The organism is Pseudomonas sp. CP4 (assembly GCF_047758505.1).
Lineage (GTDB): Bacteria > Pseudomonadota > Gammaproteobacteria > Pseudomonadales > Pseudomonadaceae > Aquipseudomonas > Aquipseudomonas fluorescens_AO.
In genome coordinates this window covers 43,958-66,482 of the sequence record NZ_CP180489.1, presented here as the reverse complement: position 1 = coordinate 66,482, position 22,525 = coordinate 43,958, and the positions used below count along the sequence as shown (strand labels likewise).

At 57.8% G+C, this 22,525-nt stretch carries 16 protein-coding genes; 11 read left to right on the top strand and 5 right to left on the bottom strand.

The genetic code is table 11. From position 1 onward, the window contains the following. Positions 1-37 precede the first annotated feature (37 nt). The 5 genes from ACMYUN_RS00265 to ACMYUN_RS00245 are packed head-to-tail and all read right to left on the bottom strand — an operon-like array spanning position 38 to position 6,564. Complete coding sequence (locus ACMYUN_RS00265) at positions 38-415, bottom strand: response regulator (RefSeq protein ID WP_039761562.1); 378 nt, start codon at positions 413-415, stop codon at positions 38-40. A gap of 44 nt (positions 416-459) precedes the next feature. Continuing rightward, on the bottom strand, positions 460-1,674 hold the full coding sequence (locus ACMYUN_RS00260; RefSeq protein ID WP_129999399.1) for a hybrid sensor histidine kinase/response regulator: 1,215 nt from the start codon (positions 1,672-1,674) through the stop codon (positions 460-462). Further along, complete coding sequence (locus ACMYUN_RS00255; RefSeq protein ID WP_129999400.1) at positions 1,668-2,261, bottom strand: chemotaxis protein CheB; 594 nt, start codon at positions 2,259-2,261, stop codon at positions 1,668-1,670. Before ACMYUN_RS00255 ends, ACMYUN_RS00260 begins: the two co-directional genes overlap by 7 nt. Beyond that, on the bottom strand, positions 2,258-3,091 hold the full coding sequence (locus tag ACMYUN_RS00250; protein ID WP_016774863.1) for a CheR family methyltransferase: 834 nt from the start codon (positions 3,089-3,091) through the stop codon (positions 2,258-2,260). The genes ACMYUN_RS00255 and ACMYUN_RS00250 overlap by 4 nt, the downstream gene beginning before the upstream one ends. Next, entirely contained in the window at positions 3,091-6,564 is a 3,474-nt protein-coding gene (locus ACMYUN_RS00245) for a response regulator (RefSeq protein ID WP_415762374.1), read from the bottom strand. Before ACMYUN_RS00245 ends, ACMYUN_RS00250 begins: the two co-directional genes overlap by 1 nt. A gap of 263 nt (positions 6,565-6,827) precedes the next feature. Between ACMYUN_RS00245 and ACMYUN_RS00240 the strand changes: the two genes are divergently transcribed. The 11 genes from ACMYUN_RS00240 to xylB all read left to right on the top strand — a co-directional run bounded on the left by ACMYUN_RS00240 (position 6,828) and on the right by xylB (position 22,521). Further along, a complete protein-coding gene (locus ACMYUN_RS00240) occupies positions 6,828-7,196 on the top strand; it encodes a response regulator (RefSeq protein ID WP_415764008.1) in 369 nt (122 codons plus the stop codon). A gap of 158 nt (positions 7,197-7,354) precedes the next feature. Then, positions 7,355-11,188 carry a hypothetical protein gene (locus ACMYUN_RS00235; RefSeq protein WP_415762373.1) on the top strand — a complete coding sequence of 1,278 codons (3,834 nt, stop codon included), beginning with the start codon at positions 7,355-7,357 and terminating at the stop codon, positions 11,186-11,188. A gap of 106 nt (positions 11,189-11,294) precedes the next feature. Further along, positions 11,295-12,587, top strand: coding sequence for a glycosyltransferase (locus tag ACMYUN_RS00230; RefSeq protein ID WP_415762372.1), 1,293 nt, complete (start codon positions 11,295-11,297; stop codon positions 12,585-12,587). A 121-nt stretch (positions 12,588-12,708) separates the two neighbouring features. Beyond that, positions 12,709-13,566 (top strand): phospholipase, encoded by an 858-nt coding sequence (locus ACMYUN_RS00225; RefSeq protein ID WP_415762370.1) that lies wholly within the window; start codon positions 12,709-12,711, stop codon positions 13,564-13,566. Between the two features lie 80 nt (positions 13,567-13,646). Further along, on the top strand, positions 13,647-14,552 hold the full coding sequence (locus ACMYUN_RS00220) for an AraC family transcriptional regulator (protein WP_129999404.1): 906 nt from the start codon (positions 13,647-13,649) through the stop codon (positions 14,550-14,552). 341 nt (positions 14,553-14,893) lie between these two features. Continuing rightward, positions 14,894-16,204 (top strand): ABC transporter substrate-binding protein, encoded by a 1,311-nt coding sequence (locus ACMYUN_RS00215; protein WP_415762368.1) that lies wholly within the window; start codon positions 14,894-14,896, stop codon positions 16,202-16,204. Between the two features lie 174 nt (positions 16,205-16,378). Further along, positions 16,379-17,305, top strand: coding sequence for a carbohydrate ABC transporter permease (locus ACMYUN_RS00210; protein ID WP_415762367.1), 927 nt, complete (start codon positions 16,379-16,381; stop codon positions 17,303-17,305). An 8-nt stretch (positions 17,306-17,313) separates the two neighbouring features. Further along, positions 17,314-18,144: a carbohydrate ABC transporter permease gene (locus ACMYUN_RS00205; RefSeq protein ID WP_016774872.1), complete on the top strand. Its 831-nt coding sequence runs from the start codon at positions 17,314-17,316 to the stop codon at positions 18,142-18,144. A 162-nt stretch (positions 18,145-18,306) separates the two neighbouring features. Then, positions 18,307-19,410 carry an ABC transporter ATP-binding protein gene (locus tag ACMYUN_RS00200; RefSeq protein ID WP_039761573.1) on the top strand — a complete coding sequence of 368 codons (1,104 nt, stop codon included), beginning with the start codon at positions 18,307-18,309 and terminating at the stop codon, positions 19,408-19,410. 15 nt (positions 19,411-19,425) lie between these two features. After that, entirely contained in the window at positions 19,426-20,901 is a 1,476-nt protein-coding gene (locus tag ACMYUN_RS00195; RefSeq protein WP_415762365.1) for a mannitol dehydrogenase family protein, read from the top strand. Positions 20,902-21,024: 123 nt separating this feature from the next. Further along, positions 21,025-22,521, top strand: coding sequence for a xylulokinase (gene xylB, locus ACMYUN_RS00190; protein WP_415762364.1), 1,497 nt, complete (start codon positions 21,025-21,027; stop codon positions 22,519-22,521). Positions 22,522-22,525 lie beyond the last annotated feature (4 nt).

Sequence of the window (22,525 nt, the reverse complement as noted above, 5' to 3'; positions counted from 1 at the left end):
ACAACGGACGCCGTCAAGACGGCGCCCGTTGTTTTAATCAGGCCAGCAATTCCTGAATCTTTTCCTGCAGCACATCCAGATCGAAAGGCTTTTCCAGAATCGGTGCCTTGTTGGTGATCGGGCTGCCGGTCTCACGGATTTCCTGCGGGTAGCCGCTGATGAAAATCACTTTGAGGTCCGGTCGCAACTTCACTGCCGGCTCGGCGATCTGCACGCCGGAGATACCGCCCGGCAGGCGGAAATCGGTGATCAGCATGTCCAGGTGAGGTTTGCTGGCGAGGATCTCGAAAGCCTGCTCGCCATTTTCCGCTTGCAACACGCGATAGCCCTGTCCTGACAGGTAATCCGTCAGGACCATCAAGATAACCGGTTCGTCTTCGACGACGAGTACTACATCTTGCGCATCTACGCTCATGGGAAGCCTTTGTTCGGTCAATAGCTGCTGATACGACCGTCTGGTCACTCAGAGGTTGCGTCGGATATGCCGTTTTCCTGGATCGGCAGACAAACGCGAAACAGGGCGCCTTCGTTGATTTCACTCTCGACGACGATGGAGCCGCCATGGGCGGCGACGATCTGCTCGGAAATGAACAGACCCAGCCCGAGCCCGGCCACCACCGTCTTGGCGGACACCCGTTCGAACTGCTGAAAAATACGCTTTTGGTTCTCGGCACTGATACCAATGCCGTGGTCCTGGACTTCGACCCGCGCCTCGTCCCCTTCGCGATAAACGCGCACTTGAATCGGGCTGCGACCACCATAACGCAAGGCGTTGGTCAGCAGATTGGACACCACTTGCTCGATGCGGAATTCGTCCCAGCAACCTTCGACCGGCTCGGACGCTTCGAAGGAAACACTGGTCTCTGCCGCTTCCATTTGCGGGGCAAAGTTCTGCAGCAGATTGCTGACCAGTTGCACCAGATCGAAACGACTGGGGCGGATCGACAGTTTGCCGGTGCGGATTCGCGAGACATCGAGCATGTCCTCGATCAGGCGAATCAGGCTTTTGATCTGGCGCTCATCGCGATCGACCATCGCCTGCATCTTGTCGAGAGTGAACGCCGAGGCATTGTCCCGGGCCAAATGCATCTTGCGCAGTTGGGTTTCGAGAATCAGGCCATTGAGTGGCGTGCGCACTTCGTGAGCGACGATGGACATGAAGTCATCGCGCATGCGCACCGCCTGCTGCAGCTCAAGCTGCGTGTTTTGCAGCTGTTGCAGCAACGCTTCCTGCTCGCGTCGGGCCTGCTCCAGCGCCTCGACCTGCTGCTTCATGGCCTTGCTCTGGCGATACAGATCGACGAAAACGTTGACCTTGCTTTTCACCGCATGGATATCCAGCGGTTTGTGCAGAAAGTCCACCGCACCGCTTTCATAGCCTTTGAACGCATAGTTCAGTTCACGGCCGGCGGCGCTGACGAAGATGATCGGGATGTTCTTGGTTTTCTCGGTGCCGCGCATCAGCTCAGCGAGCTCGAAGCCGTTCATGCCGGGCATCTGCACGTCGAGAATGGCCATGGCGAATTCGTGTTGCAGCAACAGCGACAGTGCTTCGTCCGCCGACAGAGCCTTGTAGACCGTGCGATCCTCGCGCTTGATCAGCGCTTCCAGCGCCAGCAGGTTTTCTGGCAGATCGTCGACGATCAACAGTTTGGCTTGGATATTACTCAGCATGCGATTCGTTCCAGCTCGACTAGCAGACGGCCGATGCCGTGAATGGGTAGGACATGATCCGGCTGCACAACGTTCAGTGCGGCCTGGGGCATGGTAGCGACTTGTGCATCCTCGGGGTCTTGAACAATGGTCAGGCCGCCGCAGCGCTTGACGTAAGCCAACCCGCGCGCGCCATCCTGATTGGCGCCGGTCAGCAGTACGGCGGCGAGTGTCTCCCCGTAAACGTCAGCGGCGGATTCAAACAGATAATCAATAGACGGCCGCGAATGATGTACGCGATCTTCAAGGCTCAGCGACAGGCTACGATCCGCTTCGACCGACAAGTGATAACCGGGCGTGGCGAAATACACCGTGCCGGCTTCAATGTCCTGCTTGTCTTCAGCTTCCTTGACCGGCATCGCCACACGGCGGGAGAAAACTTCCGCCAGATGACTGCGGCGTTCTTCCGGCAGATGCAGAACGATGATGATCGGCAGCACATAGCCTTTGCGCAACGGCCCGAGCAGGGTCAGCAAAGCCTCGACACCGCCTGCGGAGGCGCCGATCACGACAGCCTCGATGCGAGGCAGGCTCGGGGTGTCGGTCATGATTTGCGGTAGATCCGTTCTTGTTTGACCAACGCCTCGAACTGGTTCGAGTAGTTGGAAAAATCCAGGGTTTCCTTGCTGCCCAGCACCAGAAAGCCACGATGCGACAGCGATTCATGGAACAGCCCGAACGCCCGGTCCTGCAGCTTCTTGTTGAAGTAGATCAGTACGTTGCGGCAGGAGATCAACTGGGTTTCGGAGAACACGCTGTCGGTGGCCAGACTGTGATCGGCGAACGTCACGTTCTCGCACAGGCTCTTGTCGAAAATCGCGTAGCCGTAAGCGGCCGTGTAGTAGTCGGCAAACGAACGCTGGCCCCCTGCCTGTTGATAGTTGGCGGTGTAGGCGCGGACGTTTTCCATGGAAAAAATCCCCTGCTTGGCCTTTTCCAGCGAGCGCGGGTTGATATCGGTGGCGTAGATGATCGTGCGGTCAAGCAGGCCTTCTTCGCGCAGCAGAATAGCCATCGAGTAGACCTCCTCGCCCGTGCTGCAGCCGGCAATCCAGATTTTCAGCGACGGATAGGTGCGCAGCAGCGGCACCACTTCGTTGCGGATCGCCAGGAAGTGCGACGGATCGCGGAACATCTCGCTGACCGGGATCGTCAGCAGTTGCAGCAGCTGCATGAACGCGGTCGGGTCGTGCAGGACTTTTTCTTGCAGGGCCGAGATGGTCGCGCACTCGAACTGACTCAGCGCATGCTGCACCCGGCGCTTGATCGAAGCGCCGGAGTAGTCGCGAAAGTCATAGCTGTATTTCAGGTAAATCGCCTCGATCAACAAGCGTAATTCGATTTCGCTGTTGCGCTCGGCTGAACTGCTGCGTTCCACTAGATGCGTTCCATTTTCGGTAACCACACACGTATCAGCGAGAACAGACGATCAAGGTCGATGGGCTTGGCCAGGTAATCGTTGGCGCCCGCTTGCAGGCAGCGCTCCTGATCGTCCTTCATGGCCTTGGCCGTTACCGCGATGATCGGCAGCTTGCGCCAGCGCGGATCCTTGCGGATTTCCATGGTGGCTTCGAAGCCATCCATTTCCGGCATCATCACGTCCATCAGCACCAGGTCGATGTCCTCGACTTCATGAAGTTTCTCAATCGCTTCGCGGCCGTTACGGCCGATCACCACGACTGCGCCTTTGTGTTCCAGCGCGCTGGTCAGGGCAAAGATGTTGCGCACATCGTCGTCCACCAGCAGCACTTTGCGACCTTCAAAGACTTTGTCGCGGCTGCGCGCGGTCTTGAGCATCTTCTGCCGTTCATGGGACAGCTGCGATTCCACTTTGTGCAGAAAGAGTGTGACCTCGTCGAGCAACCGCTCCGGGGAGCGTGCGCCCTTGATGATGATCGAGCGCGAATACTTGCGCAGCTCGGCTTCTTCGTCGCGGGTCAGGTTGCGTCCGGTGTAGACAATGACCGGCGGGAATGAGCAGATGTCCTCGGTGGACATGCGCTTGAGCAGATCGTTGCCGAGCATGTCCGGCAGCTTGAGATCGATGACCATGCAGTCGTAGATGGTCGTGCGCAGTAGCTCCAGGGCGTCCTGAGCCAGGCCGACGGCGGTGATTTCGATGTCTTCGTCGCCGATCAGCCGCGCGATGCTTTCGCGTTGCAGATCGTCGTCTTCGACCAACAGCACGCGCTTGACCTTCTGCGTCAGTTTGGCTTCGAGACGAGCGAAGACGTCCTTGAGCTCTTCGCGGGTGGTCGGCTTCACTGCGTAGCCGATGGCGCCCATGTGCATGGCCGCTTCGACGCGGTCTTCTACGGAAATCACGTGCACCGGAATGTGCCGGGTTTCGGCGCGTTCTTTCAGGCGTTGCAGCACGGTCAGACCGGAGTGATCCGGCAGGCGCATGTCGAGCAGGATCGCATCCGGGACGAATTCGCGGGCCAGGTCGTAACCTTCGTCGGCGCCGTGGGCAACCAGGCACATGTAACCCAACTCATGGGCCAGGTCATAGAGGATTCGTGCGAAATTCGGTTCGTCTTCCACCACCAGAATGCAGCGGGTGGCAAACGGTGCCTTGTCGCGATCATCGGCGAAGCGCGGAATGACCGCCGGAATCGCCGATGCCAGCGGCGTTGCAACGGCAACCGGAGCAGGCGCTGAAGGTGCCGGGTGAAAGGTCAGCGGCGCGGCCGGCGAGTCACCGAACTCGTGATACTGACGCGGCAACACCAGCGTGAACGTACTGCCCTGCCCCGGTACGCTTTCTACACTGATCGAACCGCCCAGCAACGTCGCCAGATCCCGCGAGATCGACAGGCCCAGACCGGTGCCGCCGTACTTGCGATTGGTGGTGCCATCCGCCTGACGGAACGCCTCGAAGATACTTTCCTGCTGATCCGCAGCGATACCGATCCCGGAATCCCTGACGCTGAAAGCGATGTGATCGTTCGGCTGCGCGGTGATGGTCAGGCTGACGGCGCCGTGCTCGGTGAACTTGATCGCATTGGACAGCAGGTTCTTGATCACCTGCTCCAGACGTTGACGGTCAGTGAACAGCAAGCCCGGTGCGTCCGGCTGAACCTCGACGCTGAAGGCCAGTTTCTTGTCCGCCGCCAACGGTTCGAACATCGAGCGCAAGCCGTCGACCAGACGATCGACACGGGTGTTTTCAGCGATCACTTCAAGCTTGCCGGCCTCGACTTTGGAAATGTCGAGGATGTCGTTGATCAGGTTGAGCAGATCGTTGCCGGCCGAATAGATCGATTCGGCGAACTTGACCTGTTCCGCCGACAGATTCTGCTGCGGGTTTTCCGCCAGCAGTTTGGCCAGAATCAGCGAACTGTTCAGCGGCGTGCGCAGTTCGTGGGACATGTTGGCGAGGAATTCGGACTTGTACTTGCTCGAACGTTGCAGTTCTTCGGCGCGCTCTTCGAGTTGGATCTGCGCCTGATTCAGCTCGGTGTTTTTCTTGTCCATGGCATCGCGCTGTTCGGCGAGCTGCTCGTTGGTCTGCTCCAGCTCCACTTGCTGGGTTTCCAGATGCGCCTGGGATTCCTTGAGAATTCGCGACTGTTCTTCCAGCTCTTCGTTGGCAGTCTTCAGCTCTTCCTGCTGCACTTGCAGTTCTTCGTTGAGCTGCTGGGTTTCGGCGAGCACTTCCTGCAGACGCTGACGGTAACGCGCCGCCTCGATCGAGGTGCCGATATTGCCGGCAATCAGCTCCAGCAGTTCGATGTCGCGCTCGGACAGCGGACGCAGGAAACCCAGCTCGATCACACCGTTGACCCGGTCGTCATCGCTGGTCGGCACCACCAGCACGCTGTGCGGCAGGCCTGCACCGAGACCGGAGCTGACTTTGAAATAGTCGCCCGGGACCGAATCGAGGCGGATCAAGCGTGCTTGTTCGGCGACCTGGCCGACGATGCCCTCGCCACTGTAGATCGTCTGGTTTTGCTCTTCCTGTTCGCGGGAGAAGCCATAGGTTGCGACGCGCTTGAGGCCACCGTGCTCTTCGCGCACATAGAGGGCGGCGACGGCGGTGCCGAGGTATTGCGCGCAGAATTGCAGAATGTTGCGTCCCAGCAGATTGAGCGTCAGTTGCCCCAGCACCTGCTCGGCCAGTTGTGTCTGGCCGTTGCGCAGCCACGCCTGCTTCTCCAGGCGTTCGGCGCTGGCCAGCTGTGCGGCGAGGTTGGCGCTGTAGTTGGTCGACAGGTTGAGCAAGTCGCGGCGGCCGATGTAGGCCAGCAACCCGCTGATACCGACGATGAAGATCAGGTAAAGGGTGATGCTCCAGATGGTGGTGCGTCGCACATCCTCGTTGCGCGTGGCGCGCAGCACTTGCTCGGTCTCGATGACGTCTTCGAATTGCTTGCGAATTTCGTCGGTCAGGCGCTTGCCCCGTCCGGCCTTGACCGCCCCGCGATAATCGCCGCTGCTGCGCTGCAGATCGATCATCGATTGCGCGTAGTTGGCCCATTCCACCTGCAACGCTTGCAGGCGGCGCAGACGATCGGTCTGTACCGGATTATCGGCGGTCAGCTCCAGCAACGTATTGAGAGCGACCTTGATACGCGGCTTGGCGATTTCATAGGGGTCGAGGAAGTGCTCGTCACCGCTGAGCAGATAACCGCGCATGCCTGTTTCGAGATCGACGGTGAGCTTCACCGCCTCATTGGCGTTGTTGATCACCCGGTCGGTGTGCTCGACCCATTGAATGACCGACAGCAAATAAGTGATCAGCGAGACGAAGAACACGGCGCTGAGCACGCCGACGCCCAGCGGCAGGCTGACGTTGCGACTCAGTAATTTGCGAAACCGTTGTTCATCAACCGAAGACGAAGAGGACATGGGGCGGCCTTGGCGAACTGTTGAAAACCCGAGAGTTTGCCCCAAAACCCTGCTCTGGATCCATTTTTCTCACACAAATGATGGCATTTTCCTACGCACGTCTGCGCATTGGGCGACGCCAACGGTTATCCTTGCCGCATCACACCGAGCTGTTCTTTTTTGTATCAGCTCGGGAACTTGTGGCTATGCGCCACTTACTCATGCAAGAGTCCGGCATTTTCGATCGCCCGGTATCCCCCGATTTCATTTTTGAGAGCCCTGCCATGTCTACCAATGCCTCCACCATCCTTGTCGTAGAAGATGACGACATCGTGCGCATGCTCATCGTCGATGTATTGCAGGAGCTGGAATTCACGGTGTTAGAGGCTGATGACGGTAAAGCGGCACTTGAAATTATTGCGGATGCTGGGCAGCCGATCGATTTGATGATGACCGACCACGGCCTGCCTGGCATGGATGGCCGCGAACTTGCTGAAAAGGCGCGAGAGCTACGCCCTGCTCTGCCCATCCTGTTTGCCAGCGGTTATGCCGAAACTATCGAAGTGCCCAGCGACATGTATGTAATTGGCAAACCGTTCTCCATAGACAAATTGCGCGACAAAGTAAAATCCATCATTGATCAAAAATCTTAACCAACCTTCATCTGATGATGACACTTCCCCTCGGGACACCAATTCAAGAACAATAACGTTCGTACAACTGAAAAACTCACTCACATAAAGCACGTTGATTAGTATCCATTTAAAAAAGAGGATAAGCCGCACTTACAGACCAACAACAAGCGAACTTCATGAACATCAAACCTGCAAATTTCCTGAGCCAACGCAACTTATCCAGGACTCCTGATTACGCCGACTTTCAGAGCGATCACACGCCCAGCGACAACCGCGAGCGCGAAGAAGTTATTTACAAACTGAAAAAGCGCTCGGCGGGTCTCACCCCATCGCAAACACTATCCCTCGTCGGCGCAACCCTTACTCTCGAGCCTGGATCGTCTCTGGAAGACGCCCTGCTTCCGGGTAGGCAGCTGCTGAAAAAGATGTCCGAACATACGTCCTTTAAAAAACTGCTGACAACATTGCAACTATCCGAGCGTGTCATTTTTGAAGTAACAGCTGAAGGCGAAATAAATGCAATAACTTATAACAACGTTACTGGATTCGCAAACGCTTTCGTACTTGCTGCGGATCTGAAAGAAGACCTGCAAACACTTATTGAAATGGCAGAGCTGACCGGCGGCAAGATTTCCAGCATCGATCAGATTGATGTAGCGCAATGGCTGAAATTCCATGGTTATGTAATTCCGCGCGATGCCGCCGAAACTTTCCGCCTGATGGCATTCATGGCTGCCCCGCCCGATCCGGGCGCGAAGTTCGGTAACTATCGGGAGATGATCAAGGCAAGCGAAGGCAATGCGGCCACGCTTTCAGCGACTCAACTCGGTGAGCTTCGAAAACTGATTGCCAGCTACTTGAAAGGCCAGTCCTTACTGGAACATTTGTCGGAACGTATTCTGGGCGGGCGGTCAACGCCCTTTACACGCTCCGAAGCAGAAAACGTGATAGACCTATTAATCTCCAGTCCGATCGCTGCTCATTGGGCGGACGCCTACGTGCGCGATCTGGACTGGTACGGCGCGCGACCAGATCAACCCCAATCGGCCGCGTCCCGCAGACAATTAATACTGACGTCGCTATTGGTCGATCTCCACCCGCAAGTCGGTGAACAAGAGCCGCGCAACCATGTGGCCGACTTCGATTTATATGCCGCCGAGCATCTGGAACTCTCCTTCGCAGAGGTCCAGACCAGGTTCGAAAATCACCTCATCACGCATCATCGAGTCAGCCGTAAAAACGCCGCGCTTGCAGCTCATCTGTTACTGGCCGAACCCGCACCGGAGTTTCTGGTCAAGGATCTGCCTGAAGAACTGGTACTGGGCACACCGCAATGCGTCGAATACTGCCGAGCCGTGGCAGTGCATGAGATCATCGCGCCAGGCTCGACCCGCTCAATGACTTACGCACAGCTGCAACACCGTTCAACACTGGAACCGGCAACCGAATCACGCAAGCAACTCGACACTCTGGCAGCGGTGGATCCTGTCATCGACTGGGCCGTACTGAATAAGATCCTCTCGCCTGAAGATGTCGAGAAGTCTGTCCCCGAGGCTCTGAAAGTCGCCACGAACGCCTATGTGCAGCATGCCAAAACCCTGGCCGAAAACGCTGAAACATTGACGCGTCCTCTGCCAACGCGCAGAGGCGTTGCACTGGACATCCTCAAGCATGTTGCCAAGGGTTGCACTTATCTTGAAAAAGACGTCCTCAAGCAAGTACGCAACACACCGCTGGAGGACGCGTACAGCACGATGCGCCTGTCACCGGTTGAACTGCACATGTCCAATGATCTTGCGACTGGCGACTGGGACCTGAAAAAAGGCGAAAGTATTTATGAAGCGTTTCCCGGCCTGTTGCGCAATCTGGTTTCTCCCGATGGTGAGTTTCACCGTCAGTTCAACCGAGCGTATGTCACACACACGCAAGCCATGCATACGCATTTGAAACAGGCATTCTCATTCTTGCCACTGCCCGACCGGATCCGTTTGCTCAAAGGCAAAGTAACAATGTTCACGGTCAGACCCTCGGTCGCAAAACTCCAGACCATCACGAATCTGTCCGTTAATCCCATTGCGTCGGTCATTGACTTGATCGTGAAGACAGATGGGCATAAACCCACTGAAAGCCATCAGGAAATAGATGAAGCAAAGGGCCGTTACGGGGTTGTGATTTACTGCGAGTTCGAAGGCCAGGTTTCGTGTTACGAATTACTGACGTTGCAAGGCGTCTGCCGTGAAAACACTGAACTGGCAGCACTTATCCAGCGTGAGAACCTGTTGGAGCCAAAAGTTCGCCGCACCGGGATAAATTACTCAGCGCCGGCCACAGTGCATCAATTACCAACAGACATCGAATGTTATACCCATGGTGTTACGCCCGGCCTCGTCGCTGTCAGTTCGGGAGTGATCGACAGAGTCGGTGAGCTGTCCGTCGCGCCACCGGCGCAGATCAATGGCTACTATCAGAGCTTCTACTCTACGGAATTCGATCGCCTGGTGAATTTCGTGCTCAAGCACAGACCTGTGGCCACTTACGATGAACTCGTCAAAGAGTGTTGGGGACAGACCCGGCTTGAGGCATTGCGGATCAAACGGGACAAGGATCTGGATACATTCCTCAACGTTATCGTGCCGTTCAAATCCTGTATCGAGGATCTGACCTCCGACGATGTAGAACGACAGATTCAGGGAGCCGCAGCGTGCACACTGGAAGCCGCAATGACAATCCTTCTGGTAATCGCTGCTGTTGCAAAAATTGCCAGTGTGGTTGCCAAAAGCATGAGCATCGCCACGAAGGCCGGCAAAATTGCGTCTACGGGTGCTGGACTGGTGAACAGTATCTTCAACCCGCTGGATGGGGCTACGGATGTGGTGTTCAAAGGAGCGAAATTATTACGTAAAGGCTGGCAAAGCGGGGTGGCCGCACTCGAAGGCGCCATTCACGACGCCCGGAAATGGACTGTAAAGCCGCCTTACCATGCACTTTCCTCGGTGGTCGATACAGACACTATCCGCTTGGGCACCCGGCAATATGCGCAAAACTCGAGCGACATATTCCAGGTATGGGGCATCCGCCACACTGATGAATGGTACGCCGTGAACCGCTTGGGTGAGCCGTGGGGACCAAAGTTGAAAAACCTTAAGCTGGTCAACTTCTTTCGTAACCCTCTCAAGCGAGCGAAGCCGTTCAGTTACACGCGTGGCTATCTGAAAAAAGCGATTCCTCACGCCAAGAGCAAAATCGACAACACTATTCAGTTAATCTCCGATGCCGGCAACGAGGAAGTCAGAGCAATCATCCGGCATGTATTCGGTGACAACTCGAATGCGGCAGTTGAGCACATCACCAGCAACTTGCGAAAGATGCGCAGGGATCTTGACTTCCTCAGTCTGGATAACATGATCTTTCGACCGCCGGGTAGCGATACCCTTGCTGCGTTACAGCCTCAAGCTTATAAACGCTGGCAAGCGGCAGTAAGCTCCAATACCAGACTGGACGTCAACACCAGGACTTTCCTGGCCATGTACCCGGATAATCTTGATGAATACTATGCAGCGGCCAAGTACGACGATGCCAGGATCGGCGATGTTCTTGTGCATGAAATATCTCACGGTGCACCCGACACGCTTGATTTCTACTACGGTGAAGTGTTCAAGGGCGCCACTCCGGCAGAGTACAACGCGGTCGGGCTGCTGGATTTCGCAAGAAACCCTCGCAAGGCCCATCCCAAGAATCTGGCCAACCCTCATTACGGCTTTGCCACGTTAAAAGACTTCGAGGACTTTGAGTCGAGCATTGCGAACTGGCCAAAAATCGTGCAAGAACATCCGGCGTTATTGAATGCCGAGTCCTATTCCCTGGCGGTCTCTTTGATCGATCAGTACCAAACCTGCCAGGCCACGTTTCACTTCAACCTTGCCGCGATCACCCATGCGATCGATAGCACCGCTCCCGGAGAGTTTCTTCAGGGCCCGCTCCTGCTCAATCTGGCCAAGCCGGCTTTTTAAACAGGGCTTGAAAATGCAGTGCTGACGAAAGGGGCGCAGATAACGATCACTGTGGTTTAATTGCGCCCTTTTTCTGCCGACTCGGCTGATATTCAGGATTGCCGTCATGACACTGCCCTCCACCACCAAAGTCCTGGTCATTGGCTACGTCTGGCCCGAACCACGCTCGTCTGCAGCCAGCGGCCACGTCATGCAGATTCTCGAAACGTTCCTCGAGCAAGGCTGGGACATCACCTTCAGCAGCCCGGCCGGCCCCGGAGAGCATAAGGCGGACCTCAGCGCGCTGGGCATTCGCGAAGTGCCGATAGAACTCAACAACAGCAGTTTCGATACGTTCATCAGCGCGCTGGCGCCGGATATCGTGCTGTTCGATCAGTTCATGATGGAAGAGCAGTTTGGCTGGCGTGTGGAAAAACACTGTCCTGCCGCTCTGCGTGTACTCGAAACATCTGATCTGCAGAGCTTGCGCCATGCGCGCCATCAAAGGCTGAAGGACCGCTTGAAGGTCAACCAGGATCAGGACGACTTCACTGATCTTTTCGCGCCAGGGTTGCGCGAGGAATTTGAGCTGATGGCTGACACCGATCTGGCCAAACGAGAGATTGCAGCGCTGTACCGGTGCGACCTGAACCTGATCATTTCTCCCACGGAAATCAAGCTGTTGGTCGAGCAGTTCGGTCTGTCGCCGGAGTTGCTGCACTGGTGCCCGCTGATGGTTGATCGACCAGGCCTCGAGCCGTCTGGATACACGGAGCGCGAGCATTTCCTCAGCATAGGCAATTTTCGTCATGCGCCAAACTGGGATGCCGTGCTGTGGTTGAAGACCACAATCTGGCCGTTGATCAGGGCGCAACTTCCGGCGGCGCAGTTACACGTCTACGGCGCGTACACCCCGCCGAAAGCCTCGGCGCTGCATAACGCGGCGCAAGGCTTTCACATCATGAACCGTGCCGAGGATGCCTTGCAGGTGATGTCAGCGGCGCGAGTCTGTCTGGCACCGTTGCGGTTTGGTGCCGGTATCAAAGGCAAACTGATTGATGCGATGTTGTGTGGCACGCCGAGCGTGACCACGCCCGTCGGCACCGAGGGCATGCATGACAATCATCCATGGCCGGGCGCCGTGGTGAGCACTGCGCATCAGTTCGCCGAGCAAGCGGTGCAGCTGTATAACGATCAGCTTCGGTGGCAGCAGGCACAACAATGGAGCCTGGAACTACTTGAGCAGCGTTATCAGCGAACAACTCACGCCGCTGCGCTCATAGAACGAATCCATGCCTGCCGACAACTTTTGCCGCAACTGAGAAAAAACAACTTCACAGGTTCAATGCTGCGTCATCACACGCTTAAGAGCACGCAATACATGGCGCAATGGATCGAAGAAAAGAAACGCGACAAATAATAGAAACAATGAACAACATATTGCATCACTCATCGTATTGGCAACTTCGCCACATCTATCTATAAACAACCTGCAACGCCAACATGACCGTTGGCGCAAACTAAAACCATGCAGGCTTATTATGAACGCTCCATACAACACTTATGAATGGATGACGGCGACACCGTCCCTCGACAGTTTGACGCTTCTGCAAATGGCGCTGCCGGGCACGCACAACGCGGGTAGCGACTGGCAAGCTTCTTATCCGCTCCTCGGTCCGCCGCGCCACTGGCTGGCATGTCAGCACAATACGTTTTTCCATCAGCTCCATCACGGCGCAAGAGCCCTGGATATCCGCCTCGATTATGAGCAGAGTGCCAAGGGGTTGGCTAAATTCCGCCTACATCACAACGGCCATCGCAATTCGCGAACGCTGGGCCATCTTGTTACAGACGTAAATGACTTTCTGGAAAAGCATCCTGACGAATTTATTGTGCTGGATTTTCACGCGCTGGACGGTGAGAACTTTGACTTCGCCTATTTCAATCAAATGATTATTCACTTTCTGGGCATGCGCATTATTCCCCGAAGCAATCATTACTTGCCGATCGAACAATTGAAGCAAATCAGTCCGCGACAACGTATTGTGGTGGCGGCACAGTCTCACCGGGAGCTGAACGAAAGCGTGTTTATCGGCAAAATCGACCACGAATGGACTGGCGAAAACATCACTAACGTTCAAGAACTGCACCAATTCATCACCCAGCTATTGAAAAAACCAACTTCCAGTTGGGAGTTCTGGTCCTTGTCCGCAACAAGTTACAGCGCCCTTGGCGGGCCGGTGGATATTCATGACCAGCTGAATGAATGGTTCGATCCAGGCAAAAGCAACTGGGCCCAGCTGTGCAACATCATCAATGTCGATTTTATTGAAGAGTCACGAATCGTCGATTTTTGCCGCACGGCCAACCTGAACAAGGTGCACGGGCGCTCCGTTTGATCTGCTCAGCCATCAGACTGGCGCCGAGCATGACAAACCGGGCATGATCCTGCGCAGAGAACAAGAACAGCGCCCCTGTCATGACCCGAACCGCTCGCGTGACCGATCCTTCCTACGAGTTGATGGACGACCATAACGGCTTGTCCATCATCTACCGCCAGCACGGCTTCCCCTGCCCGCTGGTGCGCTGGCATTTCCACAAGGAATACGAACTGCACCTGATCGTTGCCAGTTCCGGCAAGGTGTTCATCGGCGATTACATTGGCAACTTCTATCCGGAAACCCTGTTTCTGACCGGTCCCAACCTGCCGCACAACTGGATCAGCCAGGTCGCCGAGGATGAAGTGGTCGAGAAGCGCGACATGCTGGTCAACTTCACCGACGAATTGTTTGAAAGCGGGCATCAGGTGTTCGCTGAACTGAAAAGTCTCGCGCCACTGCTTGAGCGCGCGCAATACGGCATCGAGTTTCGCTGCAAACGCACAATTCGCCAGGCGATGACGCTGATGCAGAAGATCGCCGACAGCACCGGTATCACCCGCCTCGGGCACTTTTTCATCCTGATGGAATTGCTTTCTTCCACAGACGATTTCCAGTTACTGTCCGGTGCGACTACGCCGCAACTGGCCGACGAACACAACATCGACCGCACCAACCGCGCGGTCGATTACATCTTCAGCCACTACGCGCGGGACATCTCACTGGAAGAAGTGGCCGAGCATCTGGGCATGACGCCGACCTATTTCAGCCGTGTGTTCAAACAGGCCACCGGGCGAAACTTCATCGAGTTCGTCAATCGCCTGCGCATCAGCAAATCCTGTGAATTGCTGGCCGACGGTGACAAACCGGTGACCGAGGTGTGCTTCGAATCGGGGTTCAACAACATTTCCAACTTCAATCGGCGCTTTCTGCAACTCAAGGGCATGACGCCGTCGCATTATCGGCGGCTGGCGGTGCAGCGGCTGACTGAACAGAATCATCTCTGACGACACGCCACCTGTGGGAGCGAGCCTGCTCGCGAAAGCGTTCTGTCAGTCAAGAACCCTGTGACAGGGATATCGTCTTCGCGAGCAGGCTCGCTCCCACAAGAGGTTGTGCCCGGCTGGCGAAATCTGTACGCATTCGTTAACCGCACCTCGCGCAACCCCCCTTCCCTGCGCTCACCCAACCAAACCCCAGTGCAAAAAAGTATCAACAAAAGTGCTAGGGATGATTTGTCAGCCCTGCCGTTGAAGGCTGTAATCAGCGCAGATTCTTCCTGCATTCGGAAGACACAAAAACAATAACCGTCCTTCTGCGCCGTCGGGTGCCAGAAAAGGAGTGCACGATGCAACCCACTGCAAAAGCTCTGCTCGCCCTCACCTGCATGACCCTCAGCAGCGTCAGCGTTGGCGCCCAGACCCTGACCATCGCCACCGTCAACAACAGCGACATGATCCGCATGCAGAAACTCTCGAAAACTTTCGAGAGCGAGCATCCGGACATCAAGCTCAATTGGGTGGTGCTGGAAGAAAACGTCCTGCGTCAGCGCCTGACCACCGACATCGCCACTCAGGGCGGCCAGTTCGACGTGTTGACCATTGGCATGTACGAAGCGGCACTCTGGGGCGGCAAGGGTTGGCTGGAGCCGATGAAGGACCTGCCGGCCAGTTACGCCCTCGACGATGTGTTCCCATCGGTGCGTGAAGGCCTGTCGGTGAAGGGTTCGCTGTATGCGCTGCCGTTCTACGCAGAGAGTTCGATCACCTATTACCGCACCGACCTGTTCAAGGCAGCCGGGCTGACCATGCCGGAGCGTCCGACCTGGGAAGAGATCGCCGGCTTTGCCGAAAAGCTCACCCAGAAAGACAAAGAACAGTACGGCATTTGTCTGCGCGGCAAGGCCGGTTGGGGCGAGAACATGGCCCTGGTGACCACGGTTGCCAACGCTTACGGCGCGCGCTGGTTCGATGAGCAGTGGAAGCCGGAATTCAGTGGCCCGGAATGGAAAAACGCGCTGAACTTCTACGTCAACACCATGAAGAAATCCGGCCCGCCAGGCGCATCCAGCAACGGCTTCAACGAAAACCTCGCCCTGTTCAACAGCGGCAAATGTGCAATCTGGGTCGATGCCAGCGTCGCCGGCTCGTTCGTCACCGACAAGACCCAGAGCAAGGTCGCCGACCACGTCGGTTTCACCTTCGCTCCGCATCAGGTCACGGATAAAGGCTCGGCGTGGCTGTATTCGTGGGCGCTGGCGATTCCGACCAGCTCCAAGGCCAAGGACGCGGCGAAAACCTTCAGTGCCTGGGCCACTTCCAAAGAGTACGGCGAACTGGTTGCCAAGACCGACGGCATCGCCAACGTGCCGCCGGGCACCCGCGCTTCGACCTACAGCGACGCGTACATGAGCGCCGCGCCGTTTGCCAAGGTGACGCTGGAATCGCTGAAGGCCGCCGACCCGAGCAAGCCGACGCTCAAGCCGGTGCCGTACATTGGCATTCAGTTGGTGACCATTCCTGAATTCCAGGCAGTCGGCACCCAGGTCGGCAAGCTGTTCTCGGCAGCCCTCATTGGCCAGACCACGGTGGATCAAGCGCTCGCGGCGGCGCAGCAGACCACGGAACGCGAGATGAAGCGTGCGGGTTATCCCAAGTAACGCCTCCAAACCTGTGGGAGCTGGCTTGCCAGCGATGAGGCCGGCACATTCAACATTGATGTCGTCCTTTCCATCGCCATCGCGGGCAAGCCCGCTCCCACAGGGTCCGCGTCGATGTCAGGAATGCTGGTTTTTTCCTGAACATTTATCTGCACCCATTGGGTTGTGAATGCCATGAATACTTCAACTGCCAAAGCCCACATCGACCTGTCGCCACCCCAGCGCAAGCTGCGGGTGCGCAATCCCGGCTGGTTTCTGGTCAGCCCTTCAGTGGCGCTGTTGCTGCTGTGGATGATCGTGCCGCTGGGCATGACCGTGTACTTCTCGATGATCCGCTACAACCTGCTCTACCCCGGCGAAAACGAATTCGTGGGGCTGGAGAACTTCACCTATTTCCTCACCGATTCGGGCTTCATGCCCGGCGCGACCAATACGTTGTTGCTCGTTGGCAGTGTGCTGCTGATCAGCGTGGTCTTCGGCGTGTTGATCAGCGCGTTGCTGGAGGCCAGCGAGTTCCTCGGTCGCGGCCTGGTGCGGGTGATGCTGATTTCGCCGTTTTTCATCATGCCCACCGTCGGCGCGCTGATCTGGAAGAACCTGATTTTTCACCCGGTCTCGGGAATCCTCGCCTACCTCTGGAAGCTGTTCGGCGCGCAACCGGTGGACTGGCTGGCGCACTATCCGCTGCTGTCGATCATCATCATTGTTTCGTGGCAATGGCTGCCCTTCGCGATCCTGATTCTGATGACCGCCATGCAGTCGCTGGATCAGGAACAGAAAGAAGCCGCGCGCCTCGATGGTGCCGGCCCGATCGCGATCTTCTGGCACCTGACCCTGCCGCACCTGGCGCGGCCGATTGCCGTGGTGGTGATGATCGAAACGATCTTCCTGCTCTCGGTGTTCGCAGAAATCTTCACCACCACCAACGGCGGCCCCGGCTACGCCTCGACCAACCTCGCCTACCTGATCTACAACCAGGCGCTGGTGCAGTTCGACGTCGGCATGGCCTCGGCGGGCGGTTTGATTGCCGTGGTCATCGCCAACATCGCCGCGATCATTCTGGTGCGGATGATCGGCAAAAACCTGACTGACAAAGCGTGAGGCCTGCCATGACCCTCCAACAATCCCGCCGCCTGCAAAGCCTGCTGCTCGGCACGCTGGCCTGGGCCATCGCGATCGTGATCTTCTTCCCGATCTTCTGGATGGTGATGACCAGTTTCAAGAGCGAAATAGACGCCTTCGCCACGCCGCCGCAGTTCATCTTCACGCCAACGCTGGAGAACTACCTGCACATCAACGAGCGCAGCGATTACTTCAGCTTCGCCTGGAACTCGGTGGTGATCTCGTTCAGCGCCACGGCCCTGTGTCTGTTGATCGCGGTGCCCGCGGCCTACTCGATGGCGTTCTACGAAACCCAGCGCACCAAAGGCACGCTGCTGTGGATGCTCTCGACCAAGATGCTGCCGCCGGTGGGCGTGCTGATGCCGATCTACCTGCTGGCCAAGAGTTTCGGCCTGCTCGACACGCGTATCGCGCTGATCGTGATCTACACGCTGATCAACCTGCCGATCGTGGTCTGGATGGTTTACACCTACTTCAAGGACATTCCCAAAGACATCCTCGAAGCCGCGCGCCTCGACGGTGCGACGCTGTGGCAGGAAATGGTCCGCGTGCTGCTGCCGATAGCCAAGGGCGGCCTCGCCTCGACCGTGCTGCTGTCGCTGATCCTGTGCTGGAACGAGGCGTTCTGGTCGCTGAACCTGACCTCTTCGAATGCCGCACCACTCACAGCGTTGATCGCCTCGTATTCAAGTCCCGAAGGGCTGTTCTGGGCCAAGTTGTCGGCGGTCTCGACCCTCGCTTGTGCGCCGATTCTGATCTTTGGCTGGATCAGCCAGAAACAACTGGTGCGCGGGCTTTCGTTTGGTGCCGTGAAATGATCTCAAAGCGAAACCTTCCCCATGTGGGAGCGGGCTTGCTCGCGAATGCGGTGTGTCATTCAACACTGATGGTGACTGACAGGGCCCCTTCGCGAGCAAGCCCGCTCCCACAAAAAGCCTGCAAGGCTTCAAACGAATAACAATATTGCGGAGGCCCATCTCATGGCCAACCTGAAAATCAAGAATCTGCAAAAAGGCTTCGAAGGCTTTTCCATCATCAAGGGCATTGACCTGGAAGTGAACGACAAGGAATTCGTGGTCTTCGTCGGCCCGTCGGGCTGCGGCAAATCCACCCTGCTGCGCCTGATCGCCGGCCTTGAAGAGGTCAGCGGCGGCACCATCGAACTCGATGGCCGCGACATCACCGAAGTCAGCCCGGCCAAGCGTGATCTGGCAATGGTGTTCCAGACCTACGCGCTGTACCCACACATGACCGTGAAAAAGAACATGTCGTTCGCCCTCGATCTGGCCGGCGTACCGAAGGCCGAGGTCGAGCGCAAGGTTGGCGAAGCAGCGCGGATTCTCGAGCTCGGGCCAATGCTCGAGCGCAAACCGAAGCAGCTGTCCGGCGGCCAGCGCCAGCGCGTGGCGATCGGCCGCGCCATCGTGCGCAACCCGAAGATTTTCCTTTTCGATGAGCCGCTGTCCAACCTCGACGCGGCGTTGCGCGTGCAAATGCGCCTGGAGCTGCTGCGCCTGCACAAAGACCTGCAAGCGACGATGATCTACGTAACCCACGATCAGGTCGAAGCGATGACCATGGCCGACAAAGTCGTGGTGCTTAACGGCGGCAGAATCGAACAGGTCGGCTCGCCACTCGACCTCTATCACAATCCGGCCAATCTGTTTGTCGCAGGCTTTCTCGGCACGCCGAAAATGGGTTTCCTCAAAGGCAAGATTGCCCGCATCGACGGCGCCAGCTGCGAAGTTGCGCTGGACGCTGGCACGCGCATCAGCCTGCCGTTCAACGCGGCCAGCCTCAGCGTCGGCAGCGCGGTGACGCTGGGCATTCGCCCGGAACATCTGGAGCTGGCGCAACCCGGCGACTGCACGTTGCAGGTGACCGCCGACGTCAGCGAACGCCTTGGCAGCGACACCTTCTGCCACGTCACCACCAGCGCCGGCGAGGCCCTGACCATGCGCGTGCGCGGCGATCTGGCCAGCCGTTATGGCGAGCAATTGAGCCTGCGTCTGGACCCGACTCACTGCCACCTGTTCGACGCTGAAGGTGTGGCGCTGACCCGCCCACTGCGCGCTGCCGCCTGATTTCGAGACTATCCGATGAAACTCAACCAACCGAACCTCAATCGCCTCGCCGCCGAAGTGCAACTGCCGGGCTACAACCTGAGCGACACACGCCAGGGCATCGCCCACATTGGCGTCGGCGGTTTCCACCGCGCACATCAGGCGTATTACACCGATGCCTTGATGAACACTGGCGAAGCGCTGGACTGGGCGATTTGCGGCGTCGGCCTGCGCCCGGAAGATCGCCGTGCCCGCGATGATCTGCGCGAGCAGAATTACCTGTTCACCCTGTTCGAACTGGGCGACAGCGACGACACTGAAGTGCGCGTCATCGGCGCGATCCGCGACATGCTGCTCGCTGAAGATGGCGCCCAGGCGCTGATCGACAAACTCGCCGAACCGCAGATTCGTATCGTCTCGCTGACCATCACCGAGGGCGGCTACTGCATCGACGACAGCAACGGCGAATTCATGGCGCATCTGCCGCAGATTCAACACGACCTCGCCCATCCCGAAACGCCGGGCACCGTGTTCGGTTTCCTCTGCGCCGCGTTGGCCAAACGCCGTGCGGCGGGTGTTCCGGCATTTACCGTGATGTCCTGCGATAACCTGCCGCACAACGGCGCCGTCGCGCGCAAGGCACTGCTGGCGTTCGCCGCGCTGCGTGATCCGCAATTGCGTGACTGGATCGACCAGAACGTCAGTTTCCCCAACGCCATGGTCGATCGCATAACACCAATGACCAGCACCGCGCATCGCCTGCAACTGGCCGACAAACACGGCGTCGATGATGCTTGGCCGGTGGTCTGCGAACCGTTTGTGCAGTGGGTGCTGGAAGACAAATTCGTCAACGGCCGCCCGGCCTGGGAAAAGGTCGGCGTGCAGTTCACCGACGATGTCTCGCCGTACGAAGAGATGAAAATCAAACTGCTCAACGGCAGTCACCTGGCGCTGACATATCTAGGCTTTCTCAAGGGTTATCGCTTCGTCCACGAGACCATGAACGACCCGCTGTTCGTGCGTTACATGCGCGCTTATATGGACCTGGATGTCACGCCGCAACTGGCGCCGGTACCGGGCATTGATCTGAGCGAATACAAGGACACGCTAGTCGCGCGGTTTTCCAATCAGGCGATTGCCGATCAGCTGGAGCGAGTGTGTTCGGATGGCTCGTCGAAGTTTCCCAAGTTCACCGTGCCGACGATCAATCGGCTGATTGCCGATGGTCGCGAGACCAAACGCGCGGCCCTGGTAGTCGCGGCGTGGGCGCTGTATTTGAAAGGCGTGGATGAGAACGGTGACACGTATTCGATTCCGGACCCGCGGGCGGCTTTCTGTCAGGGATTGGTGGCGGACGATGAGTTGATCACCGAGCGGCTGCTGGGCGTTGAGGAGATTTTTGGCACAGCGATACCGAAGTCGGCGGAGTTTGTTGCGGCATTCGAGTGGTGCTGCCAGAGTTTGCGCGAGGTTGGGGTTTCGCGGACATTGGAAAAACTCCTCGCAACCTGATCGTTCCCACGCTCTGCGTGGGAATGCAGCCCGGGACGCTCCGCGTCCCATCAAAAGCGGACGCAGAGCGTCCATTGAGGCGTTCCCACGCAGAGCATGGGAACGAGCAGCCGTGGAGTTTTCATGACAACAACAAAGCTCTTCCTGGGTATCGACTGCGGCACCCAAGGCACCAAAGCGATCATCCTCGATGCCGACAGCGGTCAGGTGCTCGGTCTGGGCGCGGCGCCGCACACGATGATCAGCGGCGCCAATGGCCGTCGCGAACAAGACGTTCAACAGTGGCTCGACGCTTTCGTCAGCGCCACGCGCCAAGCCTTGCAAGCGGCCAACGTCGACGGTCAGGCGATCCTCGGTGTTGGCGTCTCCGGCCAGCAACACGGCCTGGTGCTGCTCGATGAGCAAGGCGCAGTGCTGCGCCCGGCCAAGCTCTGGTGCGACACCGAAACCACGCCGGAAAACGAGCGATTGCTCGCGCAATTGGGCGGCGAGGAAGGCTCGCTGGAACGCCTCGGCGTGGTCATTGCGCCGGGCTACACGGTGTCGAAACTGCTCTGGACCAAAGAGCAGCATCCTGACGTGTTCTCGCGCATCGCTCGGATTCTGCTGCCCCATGACTACCTAAACTACTGGCTCACCGGCCGCGCCTGCAGCGAATACGGCGACGCCTCCGGCACCGGATATTTCAACGTGCGCACGCGGCAGTGGGATTTGCAGATACTGCGCGACATCGACGCCAGCGGGCGTTTGCAAACCGCGCTGCCGGAGCTGATCGACGCGCACGCGGCCGTTGGCACTATCCTGCCGGCAGTCGCCGAGCAACTCGGCATCAACCCCAACGCTGTAGTTTCAAGCGGCGGTGGCGACAACATGATGGGCGCCATTGGTACCGGCAATATCCAGCCCGGCGCGATCACCATGAGCCTCGGTTCTTCCGGCACGGTCTACGCCTATTCGGAGGAGCCGAACGTCAGCGCCGATGCCTCGGTCGCCACTTTCTGCTCCTCCAGCGGTGGCTGGCTGCCGCTGATCTGCACGATGAATCTGACCAACGCCACCGGCGCGATTCGCGACCTGTTCAAGCTCGATCTGCCGACCTTCAACCAACTGGTCGCGCAGTCGCCGATCGGCGCCGAGGGCGTGAGCATGCTGCCGTTTCTCAACGGTGAGCGCGTCCCCGCCCTGCCCCACGCCACCGGCAGCCTGCATGGCCTGACCATGGATAACCTGACCCAGGCCAATCTGTGCCGCGCCGCTGTCGAAGGCACCACCTTCGGTTTGCGCTACGGGCTGGATTTGCTCCGCCAGAATGGTTTACAAAGCCTGCGCATTTGCCTGATCGGCGGTGGCTCGAAGAGCGCGGTGTGGCGGCAGGTCGTCGCCGACATCATGAACGCCCCGGTGATCTGCACCGAGCAAAGCGAAGCCGCCGCACTGGGCGCGGCGATTCAGGCAGCGTGGTGCGCGTCGCGCTCTAACGGCGATGATGTCTCCCTGGCCGATCTGTGCGAGCGCTGCGTGAAACTCGACGCACGCAGCGAAACTCTGCCGATCGCCGCCAATGTCGCGGCGTTCCAGCAGGCCTACGAACGCTATCAACAGCATGTCGCAACCCTATAACGAG